Annotated in this window: 22 protein-coding genes and 1 pseudogene; 14 read left to right on the top strand and 9 right to left on the bottom strand. The window is 48.7% G+C overall.

The window, feature by feature from the left end; genetic code table 11:
* The first annotated feature begins 94 nt into the window (after window positions 1-94).
* Genes AC1EK4_RS02460 through AC1EK4_RS02450 form a run of 3 tightly spaced genes read left to right on the top strand, consistent with a single transcriptional unit; the run spans window position 95 to window position 2,262 of the window.
* Window positions 95-1,660: an acyl-CoA carboxylase subunit beta gene (locus tag AC1EK4_RS02460; protein ID WP_480356888.1), complete on the top strand. Its 1,566-nt coding sequence runs from the start codon at window positions 95-97 to the stop codon at window positions 1,658-1,660.
* 22 nt (window positions 1,661-1,682) lie between these two features.
* Window positions 1,683-1,832, top strand: a complete 150-nt coding sequence (locus tag AC1EK4_RS02455) for a hypothetical protein (protein WP_197421711.1) — start codon at window positions 1,683-1,685, stop codon at window positions 1,830-1,832.
* Between the two features lie 4 nt (window positions 1,833-1,836).
* Window positions 1,837-2,262, top strand: coding sequence for a biotin/lipoyl-containing protein (locus AC1EK4_RS02450; protein WP_036895936.1), 426 nt, complete (start codon window positions 1,837-1,839; stop codon window positions 2,260-2,262).
* Window positions 2,263-2,339: 77 nt separating this feature from the next.
* Here the strand turns inward: AC1EK4_RS02450 and panD are convergent, their stop codons facing one another.
* Entirely contained in the window at window positions 2,340-2,681 is a 342-nt protein-coding gene (gene panD, locus AC1EK4_RS02445) for an aspartate 1-decarboxylase (protein WP_036895938.1), read from the bottom strand.
* Window positions 2,682-2,683: 2 nt separating this feature from the next.
* Window positions 2,684-3,535, bottom strand: a complete 852-nt coding sequence (gene panC / locus AC1EK4_RS02440; RefSeq protein ID WP_480356887.1) for a pantoate--beta-alanine ligase — start codon at window positions 3,533-3,535, stop codon at window positions 2,684-2,686.
* A gap of 162 nt (window positions 3,536-3,697) precedes the next feature.
* Here panC and AC1EK4_RS02435 point away from each other — a divergent pair, with 162 nt between their 5' ends.
* Genes AC1EK4_RS02435 through AC1EK4_RS02425 form a run of 3 tightly spaced genes read left to right on the top strand, consistent with a single transcriptional unit; the run spans window position 3,698 to window position 6,133 of the window.
* Complete coding sequence (locus AC1EK4_RS02435) at window positions 3,698-4,510, top strand: glycogen/starch synthase (protein WP_036895942.1); 813 nt, start codon at window positions 3,698-3,700, stop codon at window positions 4,508-4,510.
* 41 nt (window positions 4,511-4,551) lie between these two features.
* Entirely contained in the window at window positions 4,552-5,988 is a 1,437-nt protein-coding gene (locus AC1EK4_RS02430) for a DUF4270 domain-containing protein (protein WP_480356885.1), read from the top strand.
* A 10-nt stretch (window positions 5,989-5,998) separates the two neighbouring features.
* On the top strand, window positions 5,999-6,133 hold the full coding sequence (locus AC1EK4_RS02425; RefSeq protein ID WP_036895947.1) for a hypothetical protein: 135 nt from the start codon (window positions 5,999-6,001) through the stop codon (window positions 6,131-6,133).
* Window positions 6,134-6,319: 186 nt separating this feature from the next.
* Here the strand turns inward: AC1EK4_RS02425 and AC1EK4_RS02420 are convergent, their stop codons facing one another.
* The 5 genes from AC1EK4_RS02420 to AC1EK4_RS02400 all read right to left on the bottom strand — a co-directional run bounded on the left by AC1EK4_RS02420 (window position 6,320) and on the right by AC1EK4_RS02400 (window position 13,855).
* Window positions 6,320-7,666 (bottom strand): citrate/2-methylcitrate synthase, encoded by a 1,347-nt coding sequence (locus AC1EK4_RS02420; protein ID WP_036895949.1) that lies wholly within the window; start codon window positions 7,664-7,666, stop codon window positions 6,320-6,322.
* Between the two features lie 12 nt (window positions 7,667-7,678).
* Complete coding sequence (icd, locus tag AC1EK4_RS02415) at window positions 7,679-8,860, bottom strand: NADP-dependent isocitrate dehydrogenase (RefSeq protein WP_036895950.1); 1,182 nt, start codon at window positions 8,858-8,860, stop codon at window positions 7,679-7,681.
* 14 nt (window positions 8,861-8,874) lie between these two features.
* Window positions 8,875-11,142: an aconitate hydratase gene (locus AC1EK4_RS02410; protein WP_480356882.1), complete on the bottom strand. Its 2,268-nt coding sequence runs from the start codon at window positions 11,140-11,142 to the stop codon at window positions 8,875-8,877.
* 152 nt (window positions 11,143-11,294) lie between these two features.
* Window positions 11,295-12,572 carry a DNA recombination protein RmuC gene (locus AC1EK4_RS02405; protein ID WP_480356880.1) on the bottom strand — a complete coding sequence of 426 codons (1,278 nt, stop codon included), beginning with the start codon at window positions 12,570-12,572 and terminating at the stop codon, window positions 11,295-11,297.
* A complete protein-coding gene (locus AC1EK4_RS02400) occupies window positions 12,563-13,855 on the bottom strand; it encodes an MATE family efflux transporter (RefSeq protein WP_480356879.1) in 1,293 nt (430 codons plus the stop codon). Before AC1EK4_RS02400 ends, AC1EK4_RS02405 begins: the two co-directional genes overlap by 10 nt.
* Before the next feature lie 335 nt (window positions 13,856-14,190).
* On the opposite strand from AC1EK4_RS02400, the gene AC1EK4_RS02395 reads away from it, so the two are divergent.
* Entirely contained in the window at window positions 14,191-15,426 is a 1,236-nt protein-coding gene (locus AC1EK4_RS02395) for a site-specific integrase (RefSeq protein ID WP_004291422.1), read from the top strand.
* 11 nt (window positions 15,427-15,437) lie between these two features.
* Window positions 15,438-15,800 (top strand): hypothetical protein, encoded by a 363-nt coding sequence (locus AC1EK4_RS02390; RefSeq protein ID WP_004291423.1) that lies wholly within the window; start codon window positions 15,438-15,440, stop codon window positions 15,798-15,800.
* Between the two features lie 77 nt (window positions 15,801-15,877).
* Here AC1EK4_RS02390 and AC1EK4_RS02385 read toward each other — a convergent pair whose 3' ends face one another.
* Complete coding sequence (locus tag AC1EK4_RS02385; RefSeq protein WP_004291424.1) at window positions 15,878-16,183, bottom strand: helix-turn-helix domain-containing protein; 306 nt, start codon at window positions 16,181-16,183, stop codon at window positions 15,878-15,880.
* A 31-nt stretch (window positions 16,184-16,214) separates the two neighbouring features.
* Complete coding sequence (locus AC1EK4_RS02380; protein WP_004291426.1) at window positions 16,215-16,514, bottom strand: helix-turn-helix domain-containing protein; 300 nt, start codon at window positions 16,512-16,514, stop codon at window positions 16,215-16,217.
* Between the two features lie 138 nt (window positions 16,515-16,652).
* Here AC1EK4_RS02380 and AC1EK4_RS02375 point away from each other — a divergent pair, with 138 nt between their 5' ends.
* The 6 genes and pseudogenes from AC1EK4_RS02375 to AC1EK4_RS02350 form a co-directional block, all read left to right on the top strand.
* Window positions 16,653-17,078 (top strand): helix-turn-helix domain-containing protein, encoded by a 426-nt coding sequence (locus AC1EK4_RS02375; protein ID WP_004291432.1) that lies wholly within the window; start codon window positions 16,653-16,655, stop codon window positions 17,076-17,078.
* A 3-nt stretch (window positions 17,079-17,081) separates the two neighbouring features.
* Window positions 17,082-17,432 (top strand): helix-turn-helix domain-containing protein, encoded by a 351-nt coding sequence (locus tag AC1EK4_RS02370; protein WP_004291454.1) that lies wholly within the window; start codon window positions 17,082-17,084, stop codon window positions 17,430-17,432.
* 20 nt (window positions 17,433-17,452) lie between these two features.
* A complete protein-coding gene (locus AC1EK4_RS02365) occupies window positions 17,453-19,024 on the top strand; it encodes a DUF3945 domain-containing protein (RefSeq protein ID WP_004291455.1) in 1,572 nt (523 codons plus the stop codon).
* Between the two features lie 60 nt (window positions 19,025-19,084).
* Window positions 19,085-21,172, top strand: a complete 2,088-nt coding sequence (locus AC1EK4_RS02360) for a type IA DNA topoisomerase (RefSeq protein ID WP_004291456.1) — start codon at window positions 19,085-19,087, stop codon at window positions 21,170-21,172.
* A 162-nt stretch (window positions 21,173-21,334) separates the two neighbouring features.
* Complete coding sequence (locus tag AC1EK4_RS02355) at window positions 21,335-21,787, top strand: DUF1896 domain-containing protein (RefSeq protein ID WP_004304266.1); 453 nt, start codon at window positions 21,335-21,337, stop codon at window positions 21,785-21,787.
* Window positions 21,777-25,838: pseudogene (locus AC1EK4_RS02350) on the top strand (N-6 DNA methylase); the annotation flags it as partial. The gene AC1EK4_RS02355 and the pseudogene AC1EK4_RS02350, both read left to right, overlap by 11 nt.
* Between the last annotated feature and the right edge of the window lie 71 nt (window positions 25,839-25,909).

Here is a 25,909-nt window from a genome sequence, read left to right as displayed (position 1 = left end):
AATTTACAATGATGGATTTCCGAGTTTCAATTAGTTTTAGTAACTTTGTACCGAATATATAATCCCGAAAATCCAAAAATACATAATTATATTTATGAGTAAACAAGTTGAAAAGATTAAGGAGCTGATTGCCAAACGTGAGCAAGCTCGCTTGGGCGGTGGTGCTAAAGCTATCGAGAAGCAACATGCACGTGGCAAGTATACAGCACGCGAGAGAATAGATATGTTGGTGGATGAAGGAAGCTTTGAAGAGTATGATATGTTCAAACTTCATCGTTGCCACAACTTCGGCATGGAGAAAAAGCAGTATCTTGGTGACGGTGTTGTTGCCGGAAGTGCTACTATCGACGGCCGTTTAGTATATCTCTATGCTCAAGATTTCACCGTTAATGGCGGTTCATTGAGCGAGACCATGGCGCAAAAGATATGCAAGGTCATGGACATGGCTATGCAAAACGGAACGCCGGTCATCTGTATGAACGACTCTGGTGGTGCTCGTATTCAGGAAGGAATCTCTGCTTTGGCTGGTTATGGCGAAATCTTTGAGCGCAACATTTTGGCTAGTGGAGTCGTTCCACAAATCAGTGCTATCATGGGTCCGTGCGCCGGTGGAGCGGTGTATTCACCTGCGTTGACCGACTTTATCACTATGACCGAGAATACTTCTTATATGTTCTTGACTGGTCCGAAGGTGGTAAAGACTGTTACCGGTGAGGATATTGATGCCGAACATCTAGGTGGTGCGAGTGTTCATGCTACCAAGAGTGGTGTTACTCACTTCACAGCAAAGACCGAAGAGGAATGTCTTCAGATTATCAAGACACTGTTGAGCTACATTCCAAGCAACAATACAGAAGAGGCACCACGCGTGGAATGCACCGATCCAATAGACCGTAAAGACGACCTATTGAACGAAATCATCCCCAACGATCCAAACAAAGCTTACGACATGTACAAGGTAATTACCGCCGTAACAGATAACGGTGAATTTTTTGAAGTACAGCCTAAGTTTGCAAAAAATATCATCACAGGCTTCGCACGCTTTAATGGTCAGAGCGTAGGTATCGTAGCTAACCAGCCTTCAGCATACGCTGGTGTGTTGGATGTAAATGCAAGTCGCAAGGGAGCTAGATTCGTTCGCTTCTGCGATGCTTTCAATATTCCAATCGTATCATTGGTAGACGTGCCCGGATTCTTGCCCGGTACAGGTCAGGAGTACAATGCCGTTATCCTCCACGGAGCACAGTTGTTATACGCATACGGTGAAGCTACGGTGCCAAAGATTACCATTACGCTGCGCAAGAGTTACGGTGGTAGCCACATCGTTATGGGCTGCAAACAACTCCGTGCCGACTTAAACTTCGCTTGGCCTTCATCAGAAATCGCTGTAATGGGAGCTAGTGGAGCTGTCGCAGTGCTCTGTGGTAAAGAGGCAAAGGATATCAAAGAGGCCGGCGGTGACGTCAAAGCATTCCTCATGGAGAAAGAAGATGAGTACACAGAGAAGTTTGCTAATCCTTATCAGGCAGCACAGTTTGGTTACATCGACGATGTTATCGAACCACGTAACACTCGCTTCCGCATTTGTCGAGGACTGGCTCAATTGGCTTCAAAGCGCCAAAGCTTACCGACTAAGAAGCATGGTTGTATGCCAATGTAATTTCAATTAATAAGGAAAAGAAATGGATAAAAACGTATATGCAGCCATTGCACTTGCCTTATTTGAATACCAAGGCAACAATGTGCATGATAAAGAACCGGGCATTATAACCATTAAGCCTAAGCAAACGCTATGGAATGCCAAGTTTCTGAGTTTCACCGCTAAACCGTAAAAAGATGAAAGAATTCAAATATACAATCGATGGCAAGGAATACAAGGTTGCTATCGGCGACATAGAGAACAACATTGCCAACGTCACAGTCAATGGTGATGCCTATCAAGTAGAGATGGAACAGGAGCAAGAGCCCAAGAAAGAGAAGGTTGTTTTGGGTAAACCTGTACAGGAAGATACCGAAGATTCAGCTACTCCTGCAGCTAATGTAAATACTGCCAATGCCATCAAGGCACCGCTACCCGGCACGATTACAGCTATCAACGTGGCTGTAGGCGACGAGGTAAAAGCCGGTGACACGGTCGTAGTATTGGAAGCTATGAAGATGGCTAACAATATTGAAGCCGAGAAAGACGGTAAGGTGACAGCTATTTGCGTAAAGCAAGGGCAGGCTGTTATGGAAGAAGATGCGCTGGTAGTGATTGAATAATCGCCACCAACAGGAAATAAAAAGGGATGACATGCTCAAGCAAGTCATCCCTTTTCTGTTTATTGTTAGTTAAAAACTTATACCTTATTGTTCTCCGGGAATACAACTGTAGGCTTAAATGTCTTTGCTTCCTCGAAATCCATCAGTGCATAAGAGATGATAATGACAACATCTCCGACCTGAACCCGACGTGCTGCCGCTCCATTCAAGCAGATACAACCACTTCCACGTTCCCCTTTGATGATATAAGTCTCAAATCGTTCACCATTATTATTATTCACTATCTGGACTTTCTCGCCCGCAATCATGCCGGCAGCATCCATCAAATCCTCATCAATCGTGATACTCCCCATGTAATTAAGATTGGCTTCCGTCACCTTAACACAATGAAGTTTACTCTTTAATACTTCTATCAACATGCCTATGAACGATATTTTATATGATCTATCAAACGAATCGGAGTCTTCCCACAATTTACTGTAATACAGCCAACTACGTATGGACTATCCTCCCAAGAACCCACTTTCTGCAACGTGTTGCCATCTACGATTTCAAAGTATTCCACATCCAATCCGTCTACCCCATTGATGGTAGATACCACATAATCGTGGATTTCGGACACACTCTTACTTTCCGACAACTTCACGCTTTCTTTCAAAGCCTTATAGATTGCTGGAGCTATAGCACGCTCAGCAGCCGCCAGCAACGCATTTCTACTACTCATAGCTAGCCCATCAGCCTCTCGTATAACCGGACATTCCACGATTTCAATATCACGTCCCATATACTTAACGAGTTGTTTGACCACAGCTATCTGCTGCCAGTCCTTCTCTCCGAAATAAGCACGGTCGGGAGTGGCTATATAAAAAAGCCTGCTCACCACCTGACAAACACCATTGAAATGGCCGGGACGCTTCGCTCCTTCCATGACTGTAGACACAGGCGGAAACTCAAAGTGACGCTCATCAGGCGTTGGATACATTTCCTCTACCGATGGAGTGAACACGTAATCGGCTCCACTCTGCTCTGCTATAGCACAATCCGAGTCCAAAGTGCGTGGATAACGCTTCAAATCAGCAGGGTCATTAAACTGAGTTGGGTTCAAAAAAACAGAAACAACTGTTACGTCATTATCGGATGCTGACTTCTTCATGAGCGATGCGTGGCCTGCATGGAGTGCACCCATAGTAGGTACCAAACCGACCGTTTTACCCTGTTTACGCACTAAAAACAATTCATTCTGGAGTTCAACTACCGTATGAAAAACTTTCATTCCCTTAAAATTTAATCACCGCAAAATAACAACTTTTTTCTTAAATGGGAAAGAATATTATTAAAAATATGCCAATAAAACCTAGAATAACTTGTTTTAAAACTACCCCCACCGATAATGTGAAGTTTTTTTTGTACCTTTGCAAGATATAAATTTGATTATATGGCCAAAAAAGTTTTATTCATCAACCAAGAGATTGCACCTTATGTAGCGGAATCAGAGATGTCTATTATGGGAAGAGATCTCCCACAAAAGGCACAAGAGAGCGGTTTTGAAATCAGGACGTTTATGCCTAAATGGGGTAACATAAACGAGAGACGCGGACAACTACACGAGGTAATACGTCTATCGGGGATGAATCTTATCATCGACGACACCGACCACCCACTGATTATCAAGGTGGCCTCTATACCCACTTCACGCATTCAAGTTTACTTCATCGACAACGACGATTACTTCATGAAGCGCCAGATGACAGAAGACGAAGATGGCACAGAGTACCCCGATAATGGCGAGAGAGCTATCTTCTTTGCTCGCGGTGTGCTCGAAACTGTCAAGAAGTTGCGTTGGTCGCCCGACATCATCCTCTGTCAAGGATGGATGGGAGCTGTCATTCCTCTCTATATCAAGACTGCCTACCACGAAGAGCCATGCTTTGCCAATACCAAAGTCATTACCTCTCTCTTCCAAAGTCAGTTAAAAACCGATCTTGGTAAAAACTTCAAGAGTTGTGTAGAGTTCCGTAGTGCTAAAGCTTCTTTACTGAAAAACTACAATGAGACTTTTGATTTCAAAGAACTCGGAAAGCTTGCTATTGATTACAGCGATGCTATCATCGAGGCAGGCCCCAATGTCAATCAAGAGCTATTAAGCTATGCCAAAGACAGGAAAATAGAGATTCTGAATTATCCGGGAGAGGATTATTCAGGTGCATATACAGAATTCTATCATAAGATTTGCCCCACTGAAGAATAAGAAGGGGCAAATCTTAAATACTAATTCACACTATTCAAAGTATGAAATTCAGTTTTTTTGCAGGTGCAATTCTTACTGTTCTGATGGTTACTGCATGCGATAGTACCACAGAGGAAATTGGAACATCACTCAATAATAATAGCGGAGACCAAATAATTGTGTCTACCGATGCTTTCGAAGTTACCACACAATCAGTCTCAGCAGATAAAGTTCTCTCGCGAAGTTCGTTTGGAGCATTAGGAAAAGTGAAGGACACGGAAACTGGTTCTTACGTTACCGGCAACTTTATGACACAATTCCATGTGCTGGAAGACTTCAAACTTCCGCCTCTAGACAACATCAGCAGCAAAACGGATGGACAGATTTATGCAGACTCTTGCGACATCCGCCTGTTCTTTGACAATTACTTTGGTGACACCTTGGCAATCATGAAAGTACGTGCTATGGAGCTAAAGACACCTTATAGTGAAGGCAAAGACTACTACACCAACTTCAATCCGGAAGCCGAAGGCATGATTCGTAGCAACGGGGTGAAAGTTGATAAAGCTTATACTATCACCGACTTAGGACTTTCAAAGCGTGAACGTGCTGACAAAAAATATTTTAGGAATATCAAAATTAGCTTGAACGAGCCATATACGGCAGCCGACGGTAAGACTTATAAGAATTTTGGTACTTACGTTTTGCAGACTTATTATACACACCCAGAATACTTCAAGAACTCATACAATCTTATCAAAAATGTGCTTCCGGGATTCTATTTCAAGACTCAGAGCGGACAAAATTCAATGGTATATATCTATGCCAGTCTCATGAATATCTACTACACCGCCAAAGATACTGCGAAATATACAGCTTCGGCAAGATTCTCCGGTACGACCGAAGTATTGCAATCCAACGAAATTACCAACGAAAATATCGAGTCACTCATTGCAGATAAGTCGTGCACCTATCTAAAGAGTCCTGCAGGAATCTATACCGAGATGACTCTTCCTGTTGAGAAAATCATGCAGAACCATGAGCGTGACTCTATCAACACGGCCGAAATCGTACTACAACGTCTTAACAACACCACGACAAGCAAGTATGCTTTCGACTTCCCCAAAGAATTGTTGCTCATTCCGTCCGACAGTTTGGACTCATTCTTCAAGAACAAAAAGGTCACAGATTCAAGAACCTCATTCCTCACTACGGCCGACATAAAGAAGATAGATAATAAGACAACAAGCTATACCAATACTTACACGTTCCACAACATCGGCTCTCTCATCAAGAAGATGTACGATAACAAGAAAGCAGGAAAAGCTACTGCCAACTGGAACAAGGTACTCATCATACCGGTCAAGTCAACCACAGTAACTACCAATTCCAAGACTGTCACATCGGGTATCTATCATGATATGACGCTCAAGAGCACGAAACTCGTGGGAGGTGACACACCTATTAAGATTAATGTAATCTATAGTAAGTTCAAATAGTCCTCGACACATGGCAGACAACTTTTTGGAACGTCAGCGTCAAGACTACGAGAAAAGAAAAGCCGAGTGGCTGCGTAAAAAGCGAGGATTGCCTCGCTTGAAACCTCAGGGTAACATATCAAGAGGTGAAGACGAAGCACTTTAGCCGACTGCAAAGGCATGGCAACATCGCTGTTCGTATCAGGCAGCAATGCTGCCAAGCCCCAACAGCAAATGTGGAAAGCCACAGCAGCAATCCAACTATAGCAATATTTGTTTGCTAACATAATGCAAAGAGGCGAGGAAAGATAATTTCCTCGCCTCTTTTTCTATATCAATGAGCATGTAAAAATTAACGCTTATCAATGCTTACATATTCTCTTTGGTTCTGTACACTGCGATAAGCAGGACGAATAATGCGCCGTCCTTCGTAGTTAAGTTCCTCAATGCGATGTGCCGTCCAACCTACAATACGCGCCATAGCAAAGATAGGCGTATAGATTTCTTGTGGTAATCCTATCATCTCATAGATGAATCCGCTATAGAAATCAAGATTCGCACAAATAGGTTTTGTAGTATTACGGAATGCCGAGACACACTTAATCCCCTCTTGTTCCAGCGTACAAAGGAAGTCGTATTCTTCTGTACGCCCTTTCTCTTTGGCCAATTCACCTGCCAAGCGCTTCAATTCTACTGCGCGAGGATCACTCATGGTGTAGACTGCATGCCCAATACCATAAATCAATCCAGTATGATCGTATGCTTCCTTGTTCAACATTCGGTTCAGATAAGTATCTATCTCGTCCACATTCTTCCAGTCTTTTATCTGTTCTTTCAGATGATGGAACATATTGATTACCTTGATATTGGCACCTCCATGTAGCGAGCCTTTCAGCGAACCAATACCGGCTGCAATACTAGAATAAGTATCTGTGCGAGTGGAAGATGTAACACGTACTGTAAAAGTAGAGTTATTACCGCCACCGTGTTCAGCCTGAATGATGAGCAATAAGTCAAGCATTCGTGCATCCAACTCGGTATAATCTTTATGCTTCAGCATATAGAGGAAGTTCTCTGCAATACTCAAATTCTCATGCGGATGGCGGATATTCAAGCTCCGTCCTTGCACAGAATGACGGTAAATATTATAAGCATACGCGATAACCGTGGGGAAACGAGCTATCAATTCGATACTCTGACGCATCAGATTATCACGACTAATATCATCTGGATTAGGGTCGAAGGTATACATTTCTAGTACACATCGCGCCAGAATATTCATGATATTAGAGCCTTCTAAATCAATGATATGCACGATGGTACGATGGTCTAGCGGCATATTATCGTTGAGCAATTCCTTGAATGCGCCCAGTTCCTCCTTATCAGGTAGCTTACCCGACAAGAGCAGAAAGGCCACTTCTTCAAATCCGAAACGCTTCTCTTTAAGCAAAGGCGATACCAAATCGTCAAGTTCATAGCCACGATAGAAGAGCTTTCCCTCCGTAGGTTGCAGCTTACCATCCTCATCTCGCTCATAACCTACAACGTTTCCGATATTCGTCAAGCCCACTAGTACACCGCTACCATCTTCATTACGCAGACCGCGTTTGACTCCAAACTTGGCAAAAGCATCCTTGTCTATCTTGCTTGAATTCTTTACTTCGTCACTAAGTTTATATATTAGATATTCTTTCTTCATTGTCTTTACGTTTTAAAGTGAGTTTATCAGCATATCACCGAATTCACATGTGCCAAGCGGTTTGCCCTCCAGCATAAACTTAGCTAGGTCTGACGTAGCATAACCTTGGGAGAACAAGCATTCCAATCCTTGGTTGATGAGCTCGCCAGCTTCCCTCCATCCCAAATAATCAAGCATCATCACAGCCGACAATATCAGTGAACATGGATTCACGATATTCTTTCCAACGATGTCGGGAGCAATGCCATGAGTGGCTTCAAAGATGGCATGTCCGGTGTGATAGTTGATATTTGCCCCCGGAGCTATGCCGATACCCCCTACTTGAGCAGCCAACATGTCGCTCACATAGTCGCCATTCAAGTTCATCGTAGCTATCACACTATAGTCTTCAGGCTTCAATAATGCGTTCTGAAGGAAAGCATCACAGATACAATCTTTCACCACCAATGCACCGCTTTTAAGGACATCTCCATACTCACGTTCAGCTAGTTCGTAGCCCCATTTCTTAAATCCACCCTCGGTAAACTTCATGATATTGCCTTTGTGTACAAGTGTAACAGAGGGTAATTTATGCGCCAAAGCGTATTCAATAGCACTTCTGATAAGGCGCTCTGAGCCTTCACGAGACACCGGTTTCACCCCAAATCCTGACGTTTCCGGAAATCTTACCTTCTCTACCCCCATCTCATCATGCAGAAATCTATAGAATTTCCGAGCCTCATCGCTGCCACTCTCCCACTCGATACCGGCATAAATATCTTCCGTATTCTCCCGGAATATACACATATCTACCTTCTCCGGCTGCTTGACAGGAGATACAATTCCTTGATAATAGCGCACCGGTCGTTGGCAAACATATAAATCAAGTGTTTGTCGCAAAGCAACATTGAGCGACCTAATCCCCCCACCTATGGGCGTCATCAGTGGTCCTTTGATGCCGATAAGGTAGTCTTGGAAAGCATCTATCGTCGCTTTTGGCAACCATTCGCCGGTCTGCTCAAAAGCTTTTCCACCCGCCAAAACCTCCAGCCATTCAATAGAAAGCTCGCCGTGATAGGCTTTCTTCACGGCAGCATCAACAACCTTTTGGCACACGGGCATGACTTCGCGTCCTACACCGTCACCCTCTATAAACGGGACAGTGACCACATCGGGTACATTCAACGTCTGTCCTGTCTTACTTACTCTTGCCATATTCGTCGTGAGATTTATGAGTTTTCATTCAATTTTGCATAGTTCAACGCACTCCCAGCCTTAAACCAAGCCACTTGAACCGCATTATATGTATGTTCGGCAAGGAATTCCTCCTGCGTCCCATCGGGATGTTTGACGACTACACGCAGCGATTTACTGGGCGCAAAGTCGGTAAGTCCCATCACAGAAATGCGGTCGTCTTCGCCTATTTTATCATAGTCGGCCTTATCAACAAAGGTCAATGCCAACATACCTTGCTTCTTTAAATTGGTCTCATGAATACGAGCGAAACTCTTAGCAAGCACCACTTTCACATTCAAGAAGCGAGGTTCCATGGCTGCATGTTCCCTACTAGAGCCCTCACCGTAATTATCCTCAGCTACAATAATGCTTCCTTGACCAACTTCCTTATACGCTTTCGCAGCCGAAGAGACCTCCATATACGCGCCGTTCTCTTGGCACTTGACTCGATTACTCTCCCCATTAAAGGCGTTCACAGCCCCCATTAACAGGTTATCAGAGATATTTTGCAGGTGTCCACGGAACTTCAACCACGGCCCAGCCATGGATATATGGTCGGTCGTACACTTCCCTTGGGTCTTGATAAGCAGTGGCATATCTGTGAAGTCTTGGCCATCCCAAGCAGCAAACGGAGCCAGTTTTTGCAGGCGATTAGATTGTGCATCAATGATAACTTCGATGTCATTGTACTCATCCGAAGGCGCTATAAAACCTTTATCTTGCCCTTCAAAGCCTCTCGGAGGGAAGACATAACCCGTTGGTTCATCCAACTTTACGGCATGACCATCCTCATCCAACAACATATCTACAGCCGGATTAAAATCTAATCTGCCTGCTATCGCCAAGGCAATAGTCAACTCCGGACTGCCAATAAAAGCGTATGTATTGGGATTTCCGTCTGCTCTACGGCGGAAATTACGATTAAATGAGGTCACAATAGAGTTCTTGCGTTCGTTGTCATCGGTATGTCTTTTCCACTGACCAATACATGGTCCGCACGCATTGGTCATAATAACAGCTCCTATTTTGGTAAATTCTGCGAGTACACCATCGCGTTCTGCGGTGTATCTTATTTGCTCCGAACCGGGATTAATAATCAACTGTGCCTTCACCCGGATATGCTTTTCAGCAGCCTGTCGAGCCACACTTGCAGCCCTACATAAATCCTCATAGCTAGAATTAGTGCAACTTCCAATGAGTCCAACCTCCACAGTCAGCGGATAATCATTGGACGATGCCTTCGCAGTCATTTGAGAAATTGGCGTAGCAGCATCCGGTGTAAATGGGCCATTCAGATGAGGTTCTATCTTCGAAAGGTCGAGTTCTATCAGTTGATCATAGAATTTTTCGGGCGAAGCATACACCTCTGCGTCTGCCCGAAGCTCACCGGCACACTGTTGAGCAAGCGATGCTACCGCCTCACGACCGGTATTCCGTAAGTAATCATTGGCTTGCGTATCAAATGGAAAGATAGAACATGTAGCACCAAGTTCAGCTCCCATATTGCAAATCGTGGCTTTACCGGTAGTACTGATAGAGTCCAATCCCTCACCAAAGTATTCCAAAATGGAGTTTGTACCACCTTTCACCGTTAATATTCCCAGTATCGTTAAGATGACATCTTTAGGAGATGCCCATCCGGAAAGCTTGCCCGTAAGCCTCACACCAATCAATTTCGGCATCTTGAGTTCCCACAGTTGTGCCGTAAGAACGTCTACAGCATCTGCTCCACCGACTCCAACAGCCACCATTCCCAATCCTCCAGCGTTAGGAGTATGCGAATCTGTGCCTATCATCATGCCGCCAGGGAATGCATAATTCTCCAAAACGACTTGATGGATAATACCTGCTCCGGGGCCCCAGAAACCAATACCAAACTTTTGAGAAGCCGATTTCAAGAAATCATATACCTCCTTATTGGTCTTCATTGCCTGCGGTAGGTCGGCTTGTACACCCACATCCGCACGAATCAAATGGTCACAATGAATACTAGCAGGAACTGCTACACGACTCTTTCCGGCATTCATAAACTGCAATACAGCCATTTGAGCGGTCGCATCTTGCATCGCTACCCTATCAGGACGAAAGTTCACATAGTCTACTCCACGCTTATAAGGCTTCAAATCTGCTATATCATATAGATGAGCAAACAATACTTTCTCTGCATAAGTAAGCGGACGGCGAATCTTCTCCTTGGCTTTTTGAACCCTCCCTACATAGGAAGAGTAGAACGATTGTAGCATATCAATGTCTAGTATCATATCTTCTCGCTATTTAATAATTCATTTTTGCAAATATACAAAAATAAAATTATCTATAACTACAAACGCTTTTATTTCACCAAATTGAAACAATTATTTGATGAAAACGAAAAATATGTCGTATTAATATGCAATTATCGACATCTTGTTAGCTATTCTTCTAGTTCAGCTACCGTTGTGGGAATAGGATGAGTTGCTGTCTCTTTCACCCCTAGTTCTTTCAATTCATTCGCCTTTTGCACAATACTCTGTCTACCGGTATACGCTTTTTTGTAAACCTCCGTATAATCATTGTGGAGCGTATCAATGTCTTTGCCGAGCTTATCAAACTTCTTGATGAAGTCACCAACGCGCTTTAACATCTCTTCAGCCAACTCAAACGTCTTCTTCTGGTTTTCAGTTTGCGAGTATTGTCGCCAAGCTATCTGAATGATTTTCAATATAGCCATCAGGTTCTGTTGGCTAGTTATGAACACTTGCTTGTCGAAAGCTTCACTCCAAAGTTTCGGATCTGTCTCCAAAGCCAGCTGCAACGCACCATCATAAGGTACATACATAATTACGAAATCAATAGCTCTTCGTGGCTTCTTGATATACCGACTATAGTCTTTCTTCACAAGACTCTGAAACTGAGTACGAATACTGCGAACTACTTCGTCGGCATATTTCCGCTTCAACTCCTCATTTTCCTCATTCATGTACTTCGAATAAGCATCAATACTCATCTTGGAATCGATGACCACATCTTCGTTATTTGGATAATGAAGTATCACATCGGGAATCATACGCCGACCACTATCCTCATTCAGAATCACCATTCCCTTCTCGTCGGTAATTGTTTGTTGAATGTCATAGTCAATACCTAAACGCAATCCTTGGCTGTCCAAAAGATTTTGTAGAGCCAATTCGCCCCACGATCCTTGCACTTTATTAGCTCCTCTCATCACGTTTGCAAGTCGCGTAGCGGTAGCATCTATCTTGTCGGTATGCTCTACCATCGACTTCAACTGCTGTGATAAGGAAGCCGTATTCTTCGCAGTTTCTTGGTTAGTACGATGAATAGCCTGCTCCAATTGAGCCATATTGTCAATCAAAGGCTTCGTCAGATGCCCCATAGACTCCACGTTCTGTCCTTTCAATTTGTCTGTCGTCTGGTCCAAAATCTTATTAGCAGCGTTCACCAATTGTTCCCTTACCGTTTCCAACTGTTGATTCATCTGCTCTTGTCGCAGTGCGGTTTCCTTTTCATTATGCTTCCGCTCTTCTTCCAGTTGAGTATTGGTACGTTCCAGTTCCAGCTTGACCATATTGGTTTCTTGCTGCTGTTCCATGAGCATCTTCATATATTTTTCACGCGCTTTGCTCTTAAGAACCAGATAAGCCACCAATGCTCCAATTACCAAACCTATTAATAGATAAACTATTTCCATATAACTCGATTTATTTTTTTCAACCAAATAAATTGTACAACACCACGATTCAACAGATAAAGAATAAACGCCAGCCACAGAGCGTGATTACTCCAAACATTCATTCCTGCGAAATAAACAACCAAAAACAACATCGTCGACAAAAACGACGAGACTATCATACCTCGCGTTGCAGTCAATCCCACAAAGATACCATCTAATATGAAAGCCCCGACACCGACAACAGGAATCAGCAATGCCCACCCCATATAACTATCAGTAACAGCCAGTACGGCAGCATCAGAGGTCAACAAGCTGAGCAATAAGTGCCCACCCGCTATATATAATAAGGTGAACAAGACCACCATACCGCCACCCCATAAAGCTAAACGACGACAGACCTCATTGAATTCAGCGCGATCTTGCCGACCATAACTCTTACCGCCAAGCGCTTCACCGGCAAAGGCAAAGCCATCCATAATATAAGAGAACAGGGTATAAAGCGTCATCAACAGCGTATTAGCCGACAATACCACATCGCCACTCCTTGCTCCCGCCGAAACAAAAAACAGATTGACAGACACCAAAAATACAGTACGTAGGAATAAATCTCGGTTCACTGTAAAAAAGTTGCCCGTCAGATGAACACCGGTCATATAACCTTTAAGCTTTCCATAGTACCGGAACCAAATCAACAGAGAAAGCAGAAAACCAGTCCATTGGGCTATTACCGTTCCGAGCGCCACACCCTCCAATTTCATATCCAAGCCTAGTGCTAAAATCAGACTGGCCACGATATTCACCACATTCTGTACTATCGACACAAGCATCGGTACTCGCGTATTCTGCATTCCGATATACCAGCCGGTCAATCCATAGAGTCCTAGCATGGCAGGAGCGCCCCATATACAAATCTTGAAATAGGTTTCTACAAACTGCCAAATATTATCTGAGGGGTGAATCGCTATAAAAGAGAGTTGGCTAATGGGCCATTGCAGCAGAATGAGGAGACATCCTAAGCCCATGCCCACAGCCATAGAACTCAGCCACAGCGTCATTACTTCTTGGAAGTCTCGCTTTCCCAATGCCTGCGAAGTCATACCGCTGGTTCCCATTCTTAAGAAACCAAGCAGCCAATACATCACATTGAATATCATTGAACCCACCGCAATAGCACCGATAAGAGCCACATCGCCGAGATGACCAACTATCGCTAAATCGACCATACCCAGTAATGGGGCGGTGATATTAGAGATGATGGAGGGAACGGCTAGTTGAAGTATGCGCCTATCTATCGGTTTCATTGGTCTGCAAAGTTACTACAAAAAAGTGAAATGCGGAAAGATATAGTGATAGAATTGAGTTACAAGGGTTTTGGTTGAAGTGGCGATAATCCGTGAAGCCATTACAATCCCTGCCGAAGCCAAATCCTGACGCCGCTACGTTACTTGTTCGTAACCATGCCCGAAAATGCGACAAACGGGTACGAATAGCGAAACAAGGCTCTAAGGAATAGTGAGTTATCCATAACTCATGCGAAAAATCAGGTTACGGAAAAAGATTGCGCCGTTCCTCCCCGTTTTGCGTACCAACACCGGACTCTTCACCAACTAATTTTGAAACCCAAAAATTAAGGACAATGAAGAGTACATTTTCAGTAATCTACTACCTCAAGCGTCAGGTAGTGAAAAAGGACGGGACAGTTCCCGTCATGGGACGCATCACGGTGGACGGCAGCCAGACACAGTTCAGCTGCAAACTGACTGTCGATCCGAAACTGTGGGACACCAAAGGTGGACGTGTCACGGGCAGAAGCACGGCGGCACTCGAAACGAACCGTATGCTTGACAAGATGCGGGTACGCATCAACAGGCATTATCAGGAAATCATGGAGCGTGACAACTTCGTCACGGCGGAGAAGGTGAAGAACGCCTTTCTCGGACTGGAACACCGCTACCACACGCTGATGCAGGTGTTCCGCCAGCACAACGAGGACTACGAGAAGCAGGTGGAGGCAGGCATGAAAGCCAAAGGCACGCTGCTGAAGTACCGCACCGTTTACAAGCACATGCAAGAGTTCCTCGACATCCGCTACCATGTGAAGGACATCGCCCTAAAAGAGCTTACCCCGGCTTTCATCTCCGACTTCGAGATGTTCCTGCGCACGGACAAGCACTGCTGCACCAATACCGTGTGGCTGTACGTCTGCCCGTTACGGACGATGGTATTCATCGCCATCAACAACGAGTGGCTGACGCGCGACCCGTTCCGCGAGTATGAAATCAAGAAGGAGGAAACAACACGCAGTTTCCTGACCAAAGATGAGATCCGCCTGCTGATGGAGGGGAAACTGAAAAACGCCAAACAGGAATTGTACCGCGACCTCTACCTGTTCTGCGCCTTCACGGGGCTGTCGTTCGCGGATATGCGCAACCTTACGGAAGAGAATATCCGCACCTACTTCGACGAACACGAGTGGATAAACATCAACCGCCAGAAAACGGGCGTGGTGTCCAACATCCGCCTGCTCGACATCGCCAACCGCATAATCGGCAAATACCGGGGACTGTGCGGGGACGGCAGGATATTTCCCGTTCCGCATTATAACACGTGCCTTGCCGGTATCCGTGCCGTCGCCAAGCGTTGCGGCATCACCAAGCATATCACGTGGCATCAGAGCCGCCACACGGCAGCCACGACGATATTCCTCTCCAACGGTGTTCCCATCGAAACGGTCAGCTCCATGCTCGGACACAAGAGCATAAAGACGACGCAGATTTACGCAAAGATAACCAAAGAGAAGCTCAATCAGGACATGGAGAACCTTGCCGCAAGATTGAACGGCGTCGAGGAATTTGCAGGTTGCACCATCTAAAAAGAAAAGCCATGAAACGTGACACAATCATCATCGAGGACAAGGCAGTCAGCGTAACCGGTAACGACGTGTGGATGACCGCCACCGAAATAGCCGGATTGTTCCATACGACCGTCCCGGCAGTGAACGCCGCCATCAGAGCCGTCCGCAAGTCGGACGTGCTGAACGACTACGAGGTGTGCCGCTACATGCAGCTTGAAAACGGGCTGCACGCGGACGTGTACGCCCTTGAAATCATCATCCCGGTCGCTTTCAGGGTGAATACCTACAACACCCACCTGTTCCGCACATGGCTGGTGGGAAAGGCACTCTCACAAGAGAAACGGCAGACATACGTGATGTTCATACAGAACGGAAAAGCCGGGTATTGCTGATTGCACATACCCCATAAGACAAGTAAACGGGTAGCACCACAAAAGGTGTCACCCGTTTACTTTTTCATGAAACCGCCTCACTCCAGCGGCTTGCGGTAGTTCGCTTCCAGTACCCCGCGCAGCCCCGTTTCCGGGTAAAGCACCTTCCCTCCCAAAAGTATGAAGGGCAACACGCGGTTGTTGCGGTATTCCTGCAAGGTGCGCCGGCTCACACGGAGCAGTTCCGACACCTCGCCGTCCGTCAGGTAACGTTCCCCGTCCAGCGGAGGACGGTAGCTTTCCAGAAATGCGGACAGCCATTTCGAGCCTTTGCGCATATCCTGCACCACAGAGGCTATCGGCTCGTCTTCCATCGTAAAAACATCGTTGTTCTCGTTCATCATAACTTCGGATTCAGTGGGTGAATAAATCAAATCATCTGCCGTGCGGATAGAGCGTGCCGACAAGCGGTATCAGCCGCTTCACCTCCTCTGGCTTGTAATAGAACCTGCGGTTTATCTGCGAGTAGCCGATAAGCCGCCTGTCACGCAGCGTCTGCAACGTGCGCGGGCTTATTCTCAACTGCCCGCAGACCTCCTCGCCCGTGAGCCATCTTTCCATGCGCCCCGTGTCGCTTTTGCGCCTCAGGGCGGCGACCTTCTCCGAGAGTGCGCCGAATGCCGCCACCATCATCTCGAAAGTCTTTTTCTCGATAGATACTATTTCCATATTCATGTCATTTAGAGTTTGCCGCAAAGGTAACGAAACGGCATACAAGACGTATCGTTTTCCGCTGAAAGGCTGCCTGTTGCGCCGTTTGACCGGGTTACGGAGCCATCTTCCGCAAAAATCTTACGTGAGTCACGTAGTGAGTTGTTAAAGCCCCTTTTGTTTATTGCCGAATTTTGTCGCAGAAACAAAAAGAAAGGACTGAACATGAAAGTGATAACAATGGAAAGTTCCGCCTACAAGGAGATGATGGCGCAGATTGCGAACATCGCAGGGTACATCCGCGAGGCAAGGGACGAGAAGAAACGGAAGCGGGAAACCGAAGACAAGCTGCTTGACACGGCACAGGCGGCGAAGATGCTCAACGTGAGCAAGCGCACCATGCAGCGTATGCGCACCGACCACCGTATCGAGTATGTGGTGGTACGCGGAAGCTGCCGCTACCGCCTTTCCGAGATACTGCGGCTATTGGAGGACAACACAGTAAGGAACGAGGAAGGGACAATAGACACCCTGTTCCACAACCACACGCTGCGCACGGGCGGCAAACCAAAAGGAAGGAGGACATAGGTCATGGAACTGCTCACACGAAACAACTTCGAGGGCTGGATGCAGAAGCTGATGGAACGGCTCGACCGTCAGGACGAACTGCTGCTGGCGATGAAGGCTGAGGGGAAACAGCCCACTATCACGGAAAGCATCCGCCTTTTCGACAATCAGGATTTGTGCATGTTGCTCCAGATAAGCAAACGCACCCTCCAACGCTACCGCAGCGTAGGCGCATTGCCCTACAAGACGCTGGGCAAGAAGACCTATTACAGCGAGGAGGACGTGCTGACATTCCTTTCCAACCATATCAAGGACTTCAAAAAGGAAGATATAGCCTTCTACAAGGCTCGTATCCATAATTTCTTTCATAAATAACCCATTAAAACATTTTTCAGATGGCAAAGAAAAAAGACGAAAAGGACGTGCTGGTAGTCCGTGACGAGAAGACAGGCGAGATCAGCGTGGTAGCCGGGCTGAACGCGGACGGCACACCCAAGCGCACCCCCGCAAAAGCGGAGAACGCGCAGAGTTTCCTGCAATTCGACCGACATGGCGACGTGCTGGACAACTTCTTCAAGAACTTCTTCCGGCAGTGCAAGGAACCCAGCCGCTTCGGTTTCTACCGCATTGCGGCAGACCAAGCTGAAAATCTCTTAGAGGTGATGAAGCAACTGCTGAAAGACCCCGAAGCGAACAAGGAGCTGCTCGCCCCTCACAAGGTGGACACCTCCGACTATGAGAAGAAGGTGCAGGAAGAGATGGCAGCACAACAGACAGAGAAACAAGAACCTCAAAAACAGGAGAACATGGAACAACGGAAAGAACAGCAACAGGACAAATCCGAACAGATGCAGGGCAAACGTGGCTACCAGCCCATCGACGAGAGTAAAATCAACTGGCAGGAGCTGGAGGACAGATGGGGCGTAAAGCGGGACAACCTTGAAAAGTCCGGCGACCTTACGAAGATGCTCAACTATGGCAAGTCCGACTTGGTAAAGGTCAAACCGACCTTCGGCGGCGAATCATTCGAGCTGGACGCCCGCCTCTCCTTCAAGAAGGACGGTGAGGGAAACATCAGCCTCGTGCCGCACTTCATCCGCAAGGAGCAGAAGCTGGATGAGTACAAGGAACACAAATTCTCCGACAATGACCGGAAGAACCTCCGCGAAACGGGCAATCTCGGTAGGGTCGTGGACATTGTGGACAGGGAAACGGGCGAGATCATCCCCTCCTACATCAGCATCGACCGCAAGACGAATGAAATCACGGACATTCCGGCAAGCAGGGTGCGCATCCCGGAGCGCATCGGCAAGACGGAAATCACCACGCAGGAGCGGGACATGCTCCGCGCCGGACTGCCCGTACGCGACAAGCTCATCGAGCGCAACGACGGCAGAAAGTTCGTCACCACCCTGCAAGTGAACGTGGAGCAGCGCGGCGTGGAGTTCGTGCCGGGAACCGGCAAGTCGCCCCGTACCGCACAGACACAGGAAACCAAAGGCGACACATCGAAAAGTCAGGCGCAGGGCGGGGAAAATGCCGCACAGACCAAGAAGGAGCAACGCCGCAACACGTGGACGAACGAGGACGGCAGCATCCGCCCCATCAGCAAATGGAGCGGCGTGAGCTTCACCGACCAGCAGAAAGCCGACTATGTGGCGGGTAAAGCCGTGAAGCTGGAGAACGTGACCGACAAGCAGGGCTTCCATGCCACGATGTATATCAAGTTCAACCCGGAGAAGGGACGCCCGTACCGCTACGACACGAACCCTGACAATGCACAGCAGGTTGCTCCGTCCAACGAGAGCCGCACGCAGGTGGCGGTGAACAACGATGGCAAGACCAACGAGGCTACAAAGAATCTGAGAGAGCCGTTGCAGAAAGGTCAGACCAACCCGAAGGACGCCCGCCAGCAACAGCAGCAGGAGAAGCCGCAGAAGAAAACGGGCAAGGGCATGAAAATGTAATCCCGTGTCCGCCACTGAATCCAAAATAAAATCCAAAGTATCAACAAAAAAGAAGAAGACATGAAGACAATCATTGCAGAAAAGCCCTCCGTGGCACGTGAAATCGCCCGCATCGTGGGCGCGACAAAGAGAGAGGAAGGATATTTCGAGGGAGGCGGTTATGCCGTGACATGGGCATTCGGACACCTCGTTCAGCTTGCCATGCCCGACGGCTACGGCGTGCGCGGATTTGTCCGTGACAACCTCCCGATTATTCCCGACACATTCACGCTCGTCCCCCGTCAGGTCAGGACGGAGAAAGGTTACAAGCCCGACAGCGGCGTGGTGTCGCAGATAAAAGTCATCAAAAGACTGTTCGACACAAGCGAACATATCATCGTGGCGACCGATGCCGGACGCGAGGGAGAGCTTATCTTCCGCTACCTCTACCACTATACGGGTTGCACCACTCCTTTCGTGCGCCTGTGGATCAGCTCTCTCACCGACAAAGCTATCCGCGAGGGACTGCGGAAACTCGAAGACGGCAGCAAATACGACAACCTCTACCTCGCCGCCAAAGCGCGGAGCGAATCCGACTGGCTCGTGGGCATCAACGGCACACAGGCGTTATCCATCGCCGCCGGACACGGCACGTATTCCGTGGGGCGGGTGCAGACACCAACGTTGGCTATGGTATGTGAACGCTACTGGGAGAACCGCCGCTTTACGTCCGAAGCATTCTGGCAGCTCCATATCGCAACGGACGGTTGCGACGGCGAAGTCGTGAAATTCTCATCCTCCGAGAAATGGAAAGAGAAAGAACCGGCGATGGAACTATATAATAAGGTAAAGGCGGCAGGTTGCGCCACTGTCACGAAAGCCGAGCGCAAGGAGAAGACGGAGGAAACTCCCTTGCTCTACGACCTGACCACGCTCCAGAAAGAAGCCAACGCCAAGCACGGCTTCACGGCGGAACAGACGCTTGAAATCGCGCAGAAACTCTACGAAAAGAAGTTGATAACCTATCCGAGAACGGGAAGCCGCTACATCCCCGAAGACGTGTTTGCCGAAATTCCCAAACTGCTCGCTTTCATCGGCACACAGCCCGAATGGAAAGACAAGGTGCGGGCAAAAGCCGCCCCGACACGCCGCAGCGTGGACGACGGCAAGGTGACAGACCACCATGCCCTGCTCGTCACGGGTGAGAAACCGCTCTTCCTCTCCAAAGAGGACAATACCATCTATCAGATGATTGCCGGGCGCATGGTCGAGGCATTCTCTGAGAAATGCGTCAAGGATGTGACCACTGTCACGGCGGAATGTGCCGGAGTGGAGTTTACCGTAAAAGGCAGCGTCGTGAAGCAAACCGGATGGCGTGCCGTCTATGGCGAGGAAAAAGAGGAAATTACCATCCCCGGCTGGCAGGAAGGCGACACGCTGACACCGAAAGGCTCGTCCATTACCGAAGGAAAGACCAAACCCAAGCCGCTGCATACCGAAGCCACCCTGCTCTCGGCAATGGAAACGGCGGGCAAGGAAATTGAGGACGACGCACTGCGGCAGGCGATGAAGGACTGTGGCATCGGTACTCCCGCCACACGCGCCTCCATCATCGAAACGCTTTTCAAGCGCGGTTACATGGAACGCTGCAAGAAGTCGCTTGTTCCCACCGAAAAAGGACTTGCCCTCAATTCCGTCGTCAAGACGATGCGCATCGCCGATGTTGCCATGACGGGCGAATGGGAAAAGGAGCTGGCGCGTATCGAGCGCGGGGAACTGTCCGACGACACCTTCCGCAAGGAGATAGAGGCGTACACACGTGAGATAACCTCCGAACTGATCTCGTGCGACAAGCTCTTCGGCAGCCGTGACTCCGGCTGCGCGTGTCCCAAGTGTGGCACGGGCAGGATGCGGTTCTACGGCAAGGTGGTACGCTGCGACAACACGGAGTGCGGACTGCCCGTGTTCCGGCTGAAAGCGGGACGCACCCTGTCCGACGATGAAATCAAAGACCTGCTCACCGAAGGGCATACCAAGCTGCTCAAAGGGTTCAAGAGCAAACAGGGCAAGAGTTTCGATGCTGTTGTCGCCTTTGACGGGGAATATAACACGACTTTTGTGTTCCCGGAGGCTAAAAAGGACAAGAAATTTTCAGGACGGAAGAAATAGTATTAACTTTGCCACTTGTTCAGAGTAATGAATTGTTCTTCGATACCGGATTACACTCATACTTTGGATTTAGTGGTGGCACTCGGAGGGATACCGAGTGCCTTTTTCTTCCTTTTTCCAACCGATTATCCCGTTAATTATCAATCCGCTAAATCCAAAGTAATGAACAACAAGAAGAAAAACGAGGGTCAGACCGACTTTTCCTATTACGGTCTGTACCTGCTGGACTATCTCCGCACGAACAAGTTTGAACAGGCTGACGACACCGCTTTCATACGGGAACGGGCCGACCGTGCCGCCGAAACGTATGAGAGGGCACGGCTTGAAGGCTATCCCGCCGATGGTGCGCAGGAACTGGCGATGGACACGCTGCTGCGCGGGCTGCATTATTCCCGTTACGCCATCCTCCGCGAAGTCGTGGAAAACGAGTTTGCCGATGAAGTGCCGGAAGAGAAGCGTGAAGCCTTTGTCCTGAAACTGCTGCCGCTTGTCGGCAACGTGTTCTCCGTCTATGACCTCTCGGATGACAATTTCGCCCTGTCTTCCGATTACGACCTGCTCTACACGGAGCTGACGGGAGCAACCGTCCTTTACTTAGACGAATATGGCGTTTAACCGCAAACAGAAACTGCGGGACAACATCGAGGCGATACGGACGGCATTCATCCTTGACAGGGAAAATAGGACAGCGACAACCGAAGAGCGTGCCATACTTCAAAGGTACTGCGGTTTCGGCGGTCTGAAATGTATCCTCAACCCTGCAAAGGAACTGACGGATGCCGTCCGGTGGGCGAAATCCGACCTCGAACTGTTCGCCCCGACGGTGGAGCTGCACAGGCTTATCCGTGAGAACAGCAAGGACGAAACAGAGTACAAGCGGTTTGTGGATTCGCTGAAAGCGTCCGTGCTGACCGCTTTCTACACCCCCAAAGAGATAACCGACACCATCGCGGACGTGCTGGCAGATTACAGCGTCCGCCCCGCCCGTATGCTCGAACCGTCGGCAGGTGTCGGCGTGTTCGTGGATTCCATGCTGCGGCACAGCCCCAATGCGGATGTGATGGCTTTCGAGAAGGATCTGCTCACGGGTACAATCTTGAGGCATCTCTATCCCGACCAGAAAATGCGCACCTGCGGTTTTGAGAAAATCGAAAGACCGTTCAACAATTATTTCGACTTGGCGGTGTCCAACATTCCGTTCGGTGACATTGCCGTGTTCGACGCGGAGTTTCAGCGGAGCGACTCTTTCGGCAGACGCTCCGCCCAGAAAACCATCCACAACTATTTCTTTCTCAAAGGACTGGATGCCGTGCGTGACGGCGGTATCGTGGCGTTCATCACCTCGCAAGGGGTATTGAATAGCACCAAGACCTCCGTGCGTAACGAGCTGTTCAGTCAGGCCAATCTGGTATCCGCGATACGCCTGCCCAACAACCTGTTCACGGACAACGCGGGCACGGAGGTGGGCAGTGACCTGATTGTCCTGCAAAAGAACCTCAGCAAGAAGGAAATGTCGCAGGACGAGCGGCTGATGACCGTGATACAGACGGACACGAAAACCGCCCTGACCGACAACGCCTATTTCATCCACCACCCGGAACGCATCGTGCATACGATGGCGAAACTTGACACAGACCCCTACGGGAAGCCCGCTATGGTTTATCTGCACGAGGGCAAGGCAGCAGGCATCGCCGGGGATTTGCGCCGTATGCTCGACGAGGATTTCCATTACAGGCTTGCCATGCGCTTGTATTCGGGTTCAATCCGGCAGGCAGGAACGGAAGAAAAAGTTGCCGTTCAAAATAAAGTAGAGCGTCCTGCCATAAAATTGGAAACAGTATCCTCGGCGCAGACGGTGGAAACTCCGACAGAAAAGCCGCAACCCGCAGATGAAAAGCCGGAGATAGAACCGCGCCCGCAATATTCCGCAGGCGTGCAGCTCACCCTGCTTGACCTCTGGGGGATGACGGAAGAGGTCAGCCAACCGAAAACCTCCAAAAAGAAAAAGACGGTGAAAAAGGCAGTTACGGCAAAGTCCACTCCGCCCAAACCGAAAGTCACGGTTACACCGACAGCTCCAACTGCAAAACCCGCAATGGAGAATAAGGAGGTGAAAGCGGAGAACACCGCCAAGCCTGCCGACCCGGACGACATCTATGCCACACTGGACTGGGATACCAATCCTCCCATCAACGGTTTCTATGAAATGATGATGGGTTTGACGCCGGAGCGTAGGAAAGAACTTCGGGAACTGGCAAGGCAGCATAACGAGAAACAAGTGGCGGAAAAGACGGAAGTGAAAGCCGTGCCGGAAACTTCCCGTGAGCAGCCACGACAGGAGGAAACACAGCCGGAGGCAGTCGCCGCACCTGCCGTTACAGATACCCCATCGGAAGCGGTGGGGACTTTCCTTTTCCCCGACATCGAAGCGGAAAAGCCGAAGGAGGAAGTCGTGGACCTTTCTCCGCGTGCCTACCACCGCACGCCGGAGATGCACCTGCGCGAAGGGTCGCTGGTGGCTGACCGGGGGCGTCATAACATCGGCTACCTGAAAGACATCACGCCATACGGGGCGACATTCCAGCCGCTCGACCTGAAAGGATACCAGAAGGAAAAGGCGTTGTTGTATGTGTCGCTGCGTGACGCCTACGAGCGTCTGTACCGTTATGAATCGCTCCGGCGCGAGGCAAATGTTCCGTGGCGAGAGCATCTGAATACCTGTTACGATGAGTTTGTCATGCGCTACGGCAACCTCAACGCCAAGCAGAACGTGAAGTTAGTGATGATGGATGCGGGCGGGCGCGACATCCTTTCGCTGGAACGGATGGAAAACGGAAAGTTCGTCAAGGCGGACATCTTCGAGCATCCTGTTTCCTTCGCGGTGGAGAGCCATGCCAACGTAGGCTCTCCCGAAGAAGCCCTGTCTGCGTCGCTCAACAAATATGGTACGGTCAATCTCGACTATATGCGGGAGATAACCGACAGCACGGCGGAGGATTTGCTCACTGCCCTGCAAGGGCGCATCTACTACAATCCGCTCGTGACCGGTTACGAAATCAAAGACCGTTTCATCGCCGGAAATGTCATAGAGAAAGCGGAACGCATAGAGGCATGGATGGGTGACAATCCCGAAAATGAGCGTATGCCGGAGGTGAAGCAGGCGTTGGAGGCTCTGAAAGATGCCGAGCCGCAGCGCATCGCCTTCGAGGATCTGGACTTCAATTTCGGGGAACGCTGGATTCCGACGGGTGTCTATGCCGCCTACATGAGCCGGCTGTTCGACACGGAGGTGAAAATCGCCTATTCCGCAAGCATGGACGAGTTTTCGGTGGTGTGCGGCTACCGCACCATGAAAATCACGGACGAGTTTCTGGTGAAGGGGTATTACCGGAACTATGACGGTATGCACCTCCTAAAACACGCCCTGCACAACACCTGCCCTGACATGATGAAGTCCATCGGCAAGGACGAGCATGGCAACGACATCAAGATGCGCGACAGCGAGGGAATACAACTCGCCAACGCCAAGATTGACGAGATACGAAACGGCTTCTCCGAATGGCTCGAAGAGCAGTCGCCGCAGTTCAAGGAGCGGCTTGTGACGATGTATAACCGCAAGTTCAACTGTTTCGTGCGCCCGCGCTACGACGGCTCCCATCAGACCTTTCCCGACCTCAACCTGAAAGGGCTGGCAAGCCGGGGTATCAAGAGCGTCTATCCCTCACAGATGGATTGCGTCTGGATGTTGAAACAGAACGGCGGCGGAATTTGCAACCACGAGGTGGGAACCGGTAAGACGCTGATAATGTGCATCGCCGCGCATGAGATGAAGCGTCTGAATTTGGCACACAAGCCGATGATTATCGGGCTGAAAGCCAACGTTGCGGAGATTGCAGCCACCTATCAGGCGGCATATCCCAACGCACGTATTCTGTACGCTTCGGAGAAGGACTTTTCGACCGCCAACCGTGTGCGCTTCTTCAATAATATAAAGAACAACGACTACGATTGCGTCATCATGTCGCACGACCAGTTCGGCAAGATACCGCAGTCGCCGGAATTGCAGCAGCGCATCCTGCAAGCAGAGCTTGACACGGTGGAGGAAAACCTCGAAGTGCTACGGCAGCAGGGAAAGAACGTGTCGCGGGCGATGCTGAAAGGATTGGAGAAGCGCAAGCACAACCTTGAAGCGAAGCTGGAGAAGGTGGAACACGCCATAAAGTCACGCACGGACGACGTGGTGGATTTCAAGCAGATGGGCATCGACCACATCTTCATAGATGAGAGCCACCAGTTCAAGAATCTGACTTTCAACACGCGCCACGACCGTGTGGCGGGATTGGGAAACAGCGAGGGAAGCCAGAAGGCACTTAACATGCTCTTTGCCATACGCACCATACAGGAGCGCACAGGAAAAGACTTGGGTGCGACCTTCCTCTCCGGCACGACTATCAGCAACTCACTGACTGAATTGTACCTGCTGTTCAAGTACCTGCGCCCGAAGGAGCTGGAACGGCAGGACATAAGGTGTTTCGACGCTTGGGCGGCGATATTTGCCAAGAAGACGACGGATTTTGAATTTAACGTGACGAACAATGTGGTCCAGAAGGAGCGTTTCCGCTACTTCATCAAAGTGCCGGAGCTTGCCGCCTTCTATAATGAAGTATGGGAGTAGAAAGCAGAAAATGGCATAAAACTCATATCTGACTGAAATACAGCGGATATTGCTTGTTTCTT

The sequence above is a fragment of the Prevotella sp. C0026C3 genome (genome assembly GCF_056590795.1).
Note: the sequence above shows the minus strand (reverse complement) of the source record. Positions and strands in the feature narration are given on the sequence as shown.

Bases quoted from the DNA above. Each gene is read 5' to 3' on its own strand.
- AC1EK4_RS02460 (WP_480356888.1), top strand. From the start codon at position 95: ATGAGTAAACAAGTTGAAAAGATTAAGGAGCTGATTGCCAAACGTGAG.
- AC1EK4_RS02455 (WP_197421711.1), top strand. From the start codon at position 1,683: ATGGATAAAAACGTATATGCAGCCATTGCACTTGCCTTATTTGAATAC.
- AC1EK4_RS02450 (WP_036895936.1), top strand. From the start codon at position 1,837: ATGAAAGAATTCAAATATACAATCGATGGCAAGGAATACAAGGTTGCT.
- panD (WP_036895938.1), bottom strand. From the start codon at position 2,681: ATGTTGATAGAAGTATTAAAGAGTAAACTTCATTGTGTTAAGGTGACG.
- panC (WP_480356887.1), bottom strand. From the start codon at position 3,535: ATGAAAGTTTTTCATACGGTAGTTGAACTCCAGAATGAATTGTTTTTA.
- AC1EK4_RS02435 (WP_036895942.1), top strand. From the start codon at position 3,698: ATGGCCAAAAAAGTTTTATTCATCAACCAAGAGATTGCACCTTATGTA.
- AC1EK4_RS02430 (WP_480356885.1), top strand. From the start codon at position 4,552: ATGAAATTCAGTTTTTTTGCAGGTGCAATTCTTACTGTTCTGATGGTT.
- AC1EK4_RS02425 (WP_036895947.1), top strand. From the start codon at position 5,999: ATGGCAGACAACTTTTTGGAACGTCAGCGTCAAGACTACGAGAAAAGA.
- AC1EK4_RS02420 (WP_036895949.1), bottom strand. From the start codon at position 7,666: ATGAAGAAAGAATATCTAATATATAAACTTAGTGACGAAGTAAAGAAT.
- icd (WP_036895950.1), bottom strand. From the start codon at position 8,860: ATGGCAAGAGTAAGTAAGACAGGACAGACGTTGAATGTACCCGATGTG.
- AC1EK4_RS02410 (WP_480356882.1), bottom strand. From the start codon at position 11,142: ATGATACTAGACATTGATATGCTACAATCGTTCTACTCTTCCTATGTA.
- AC1EK4_RS02405 (WP_480356880.1), bottom strand. From the start codon at position 12,572: ATGGAAATAGTTTATCTATTAATAGGTTTGGTAATTGGAGCATTGGTG.
- AC1EK4_RS02400 (WP_480356879.1), bottom strand. From the start codon at position 13,855: ATGAAACCGATAGATAGGCGCATACTTCAACTAGCCGTTCCCTCCATC.
- AC1EK4_RS02395 (WP_004291422.1), top strand. From the start codon at position 14,191: ATGAAGAGTACATTTTCAGTAATCTACTACCTCAAGCGTCAGGTAGTG.
- AC1EK4_RS02390 (WP_004291423.1), top strand. From the start codon at position 15,438: ATGAAACGTGACACAATCATCATCGAGGACAAGGCAGTCAGCGTAACC.
- AC1EK4_RS02385 (WP_004291424.1), bottom strand. From the start codon at position 16,183: ATGATGAACGAGAACAACGATGTTTTTACGATGGAAGACGAGCCGATA.
- AC1EK4_RS02380 (WP_004291426.1), bottom strand. From the start codon at position 16,514: ATGAATATGGAAATAGTATCTATCGAGAAAAAGACTTTCGAGATGATG.
- AC1EK4_RS02370 (WP_004291454.1), top strand. From the start codon at position 17,082: ATGGAACTGCTCACACGAAACAACTTCGAGGGCTGGATGCAGAAGCTG.
- AC1EK4_RS02365 (WP_004291455.1), top strand. From the start codon at position 17,453: ATGGCAAAGAAAAAAGACGAAAAGGACGTGCTGGTAGTCCGTGACGAG.
- AC1EK4_RS02360 (WP_004291456.1), top strand. From the start codon at position 19,085: ATGAAGACAATCATTGCAGAAAAGCCCTCCGTGGCACGTGAAATCGCC.
- AC1EK4_RS02355 (WP_004304266.1), top strand. From the start codon at position 21,335: ATGAACAACAAGAAGAAAAACGAGGGTCAGACCGACTTTTCCTATTAC.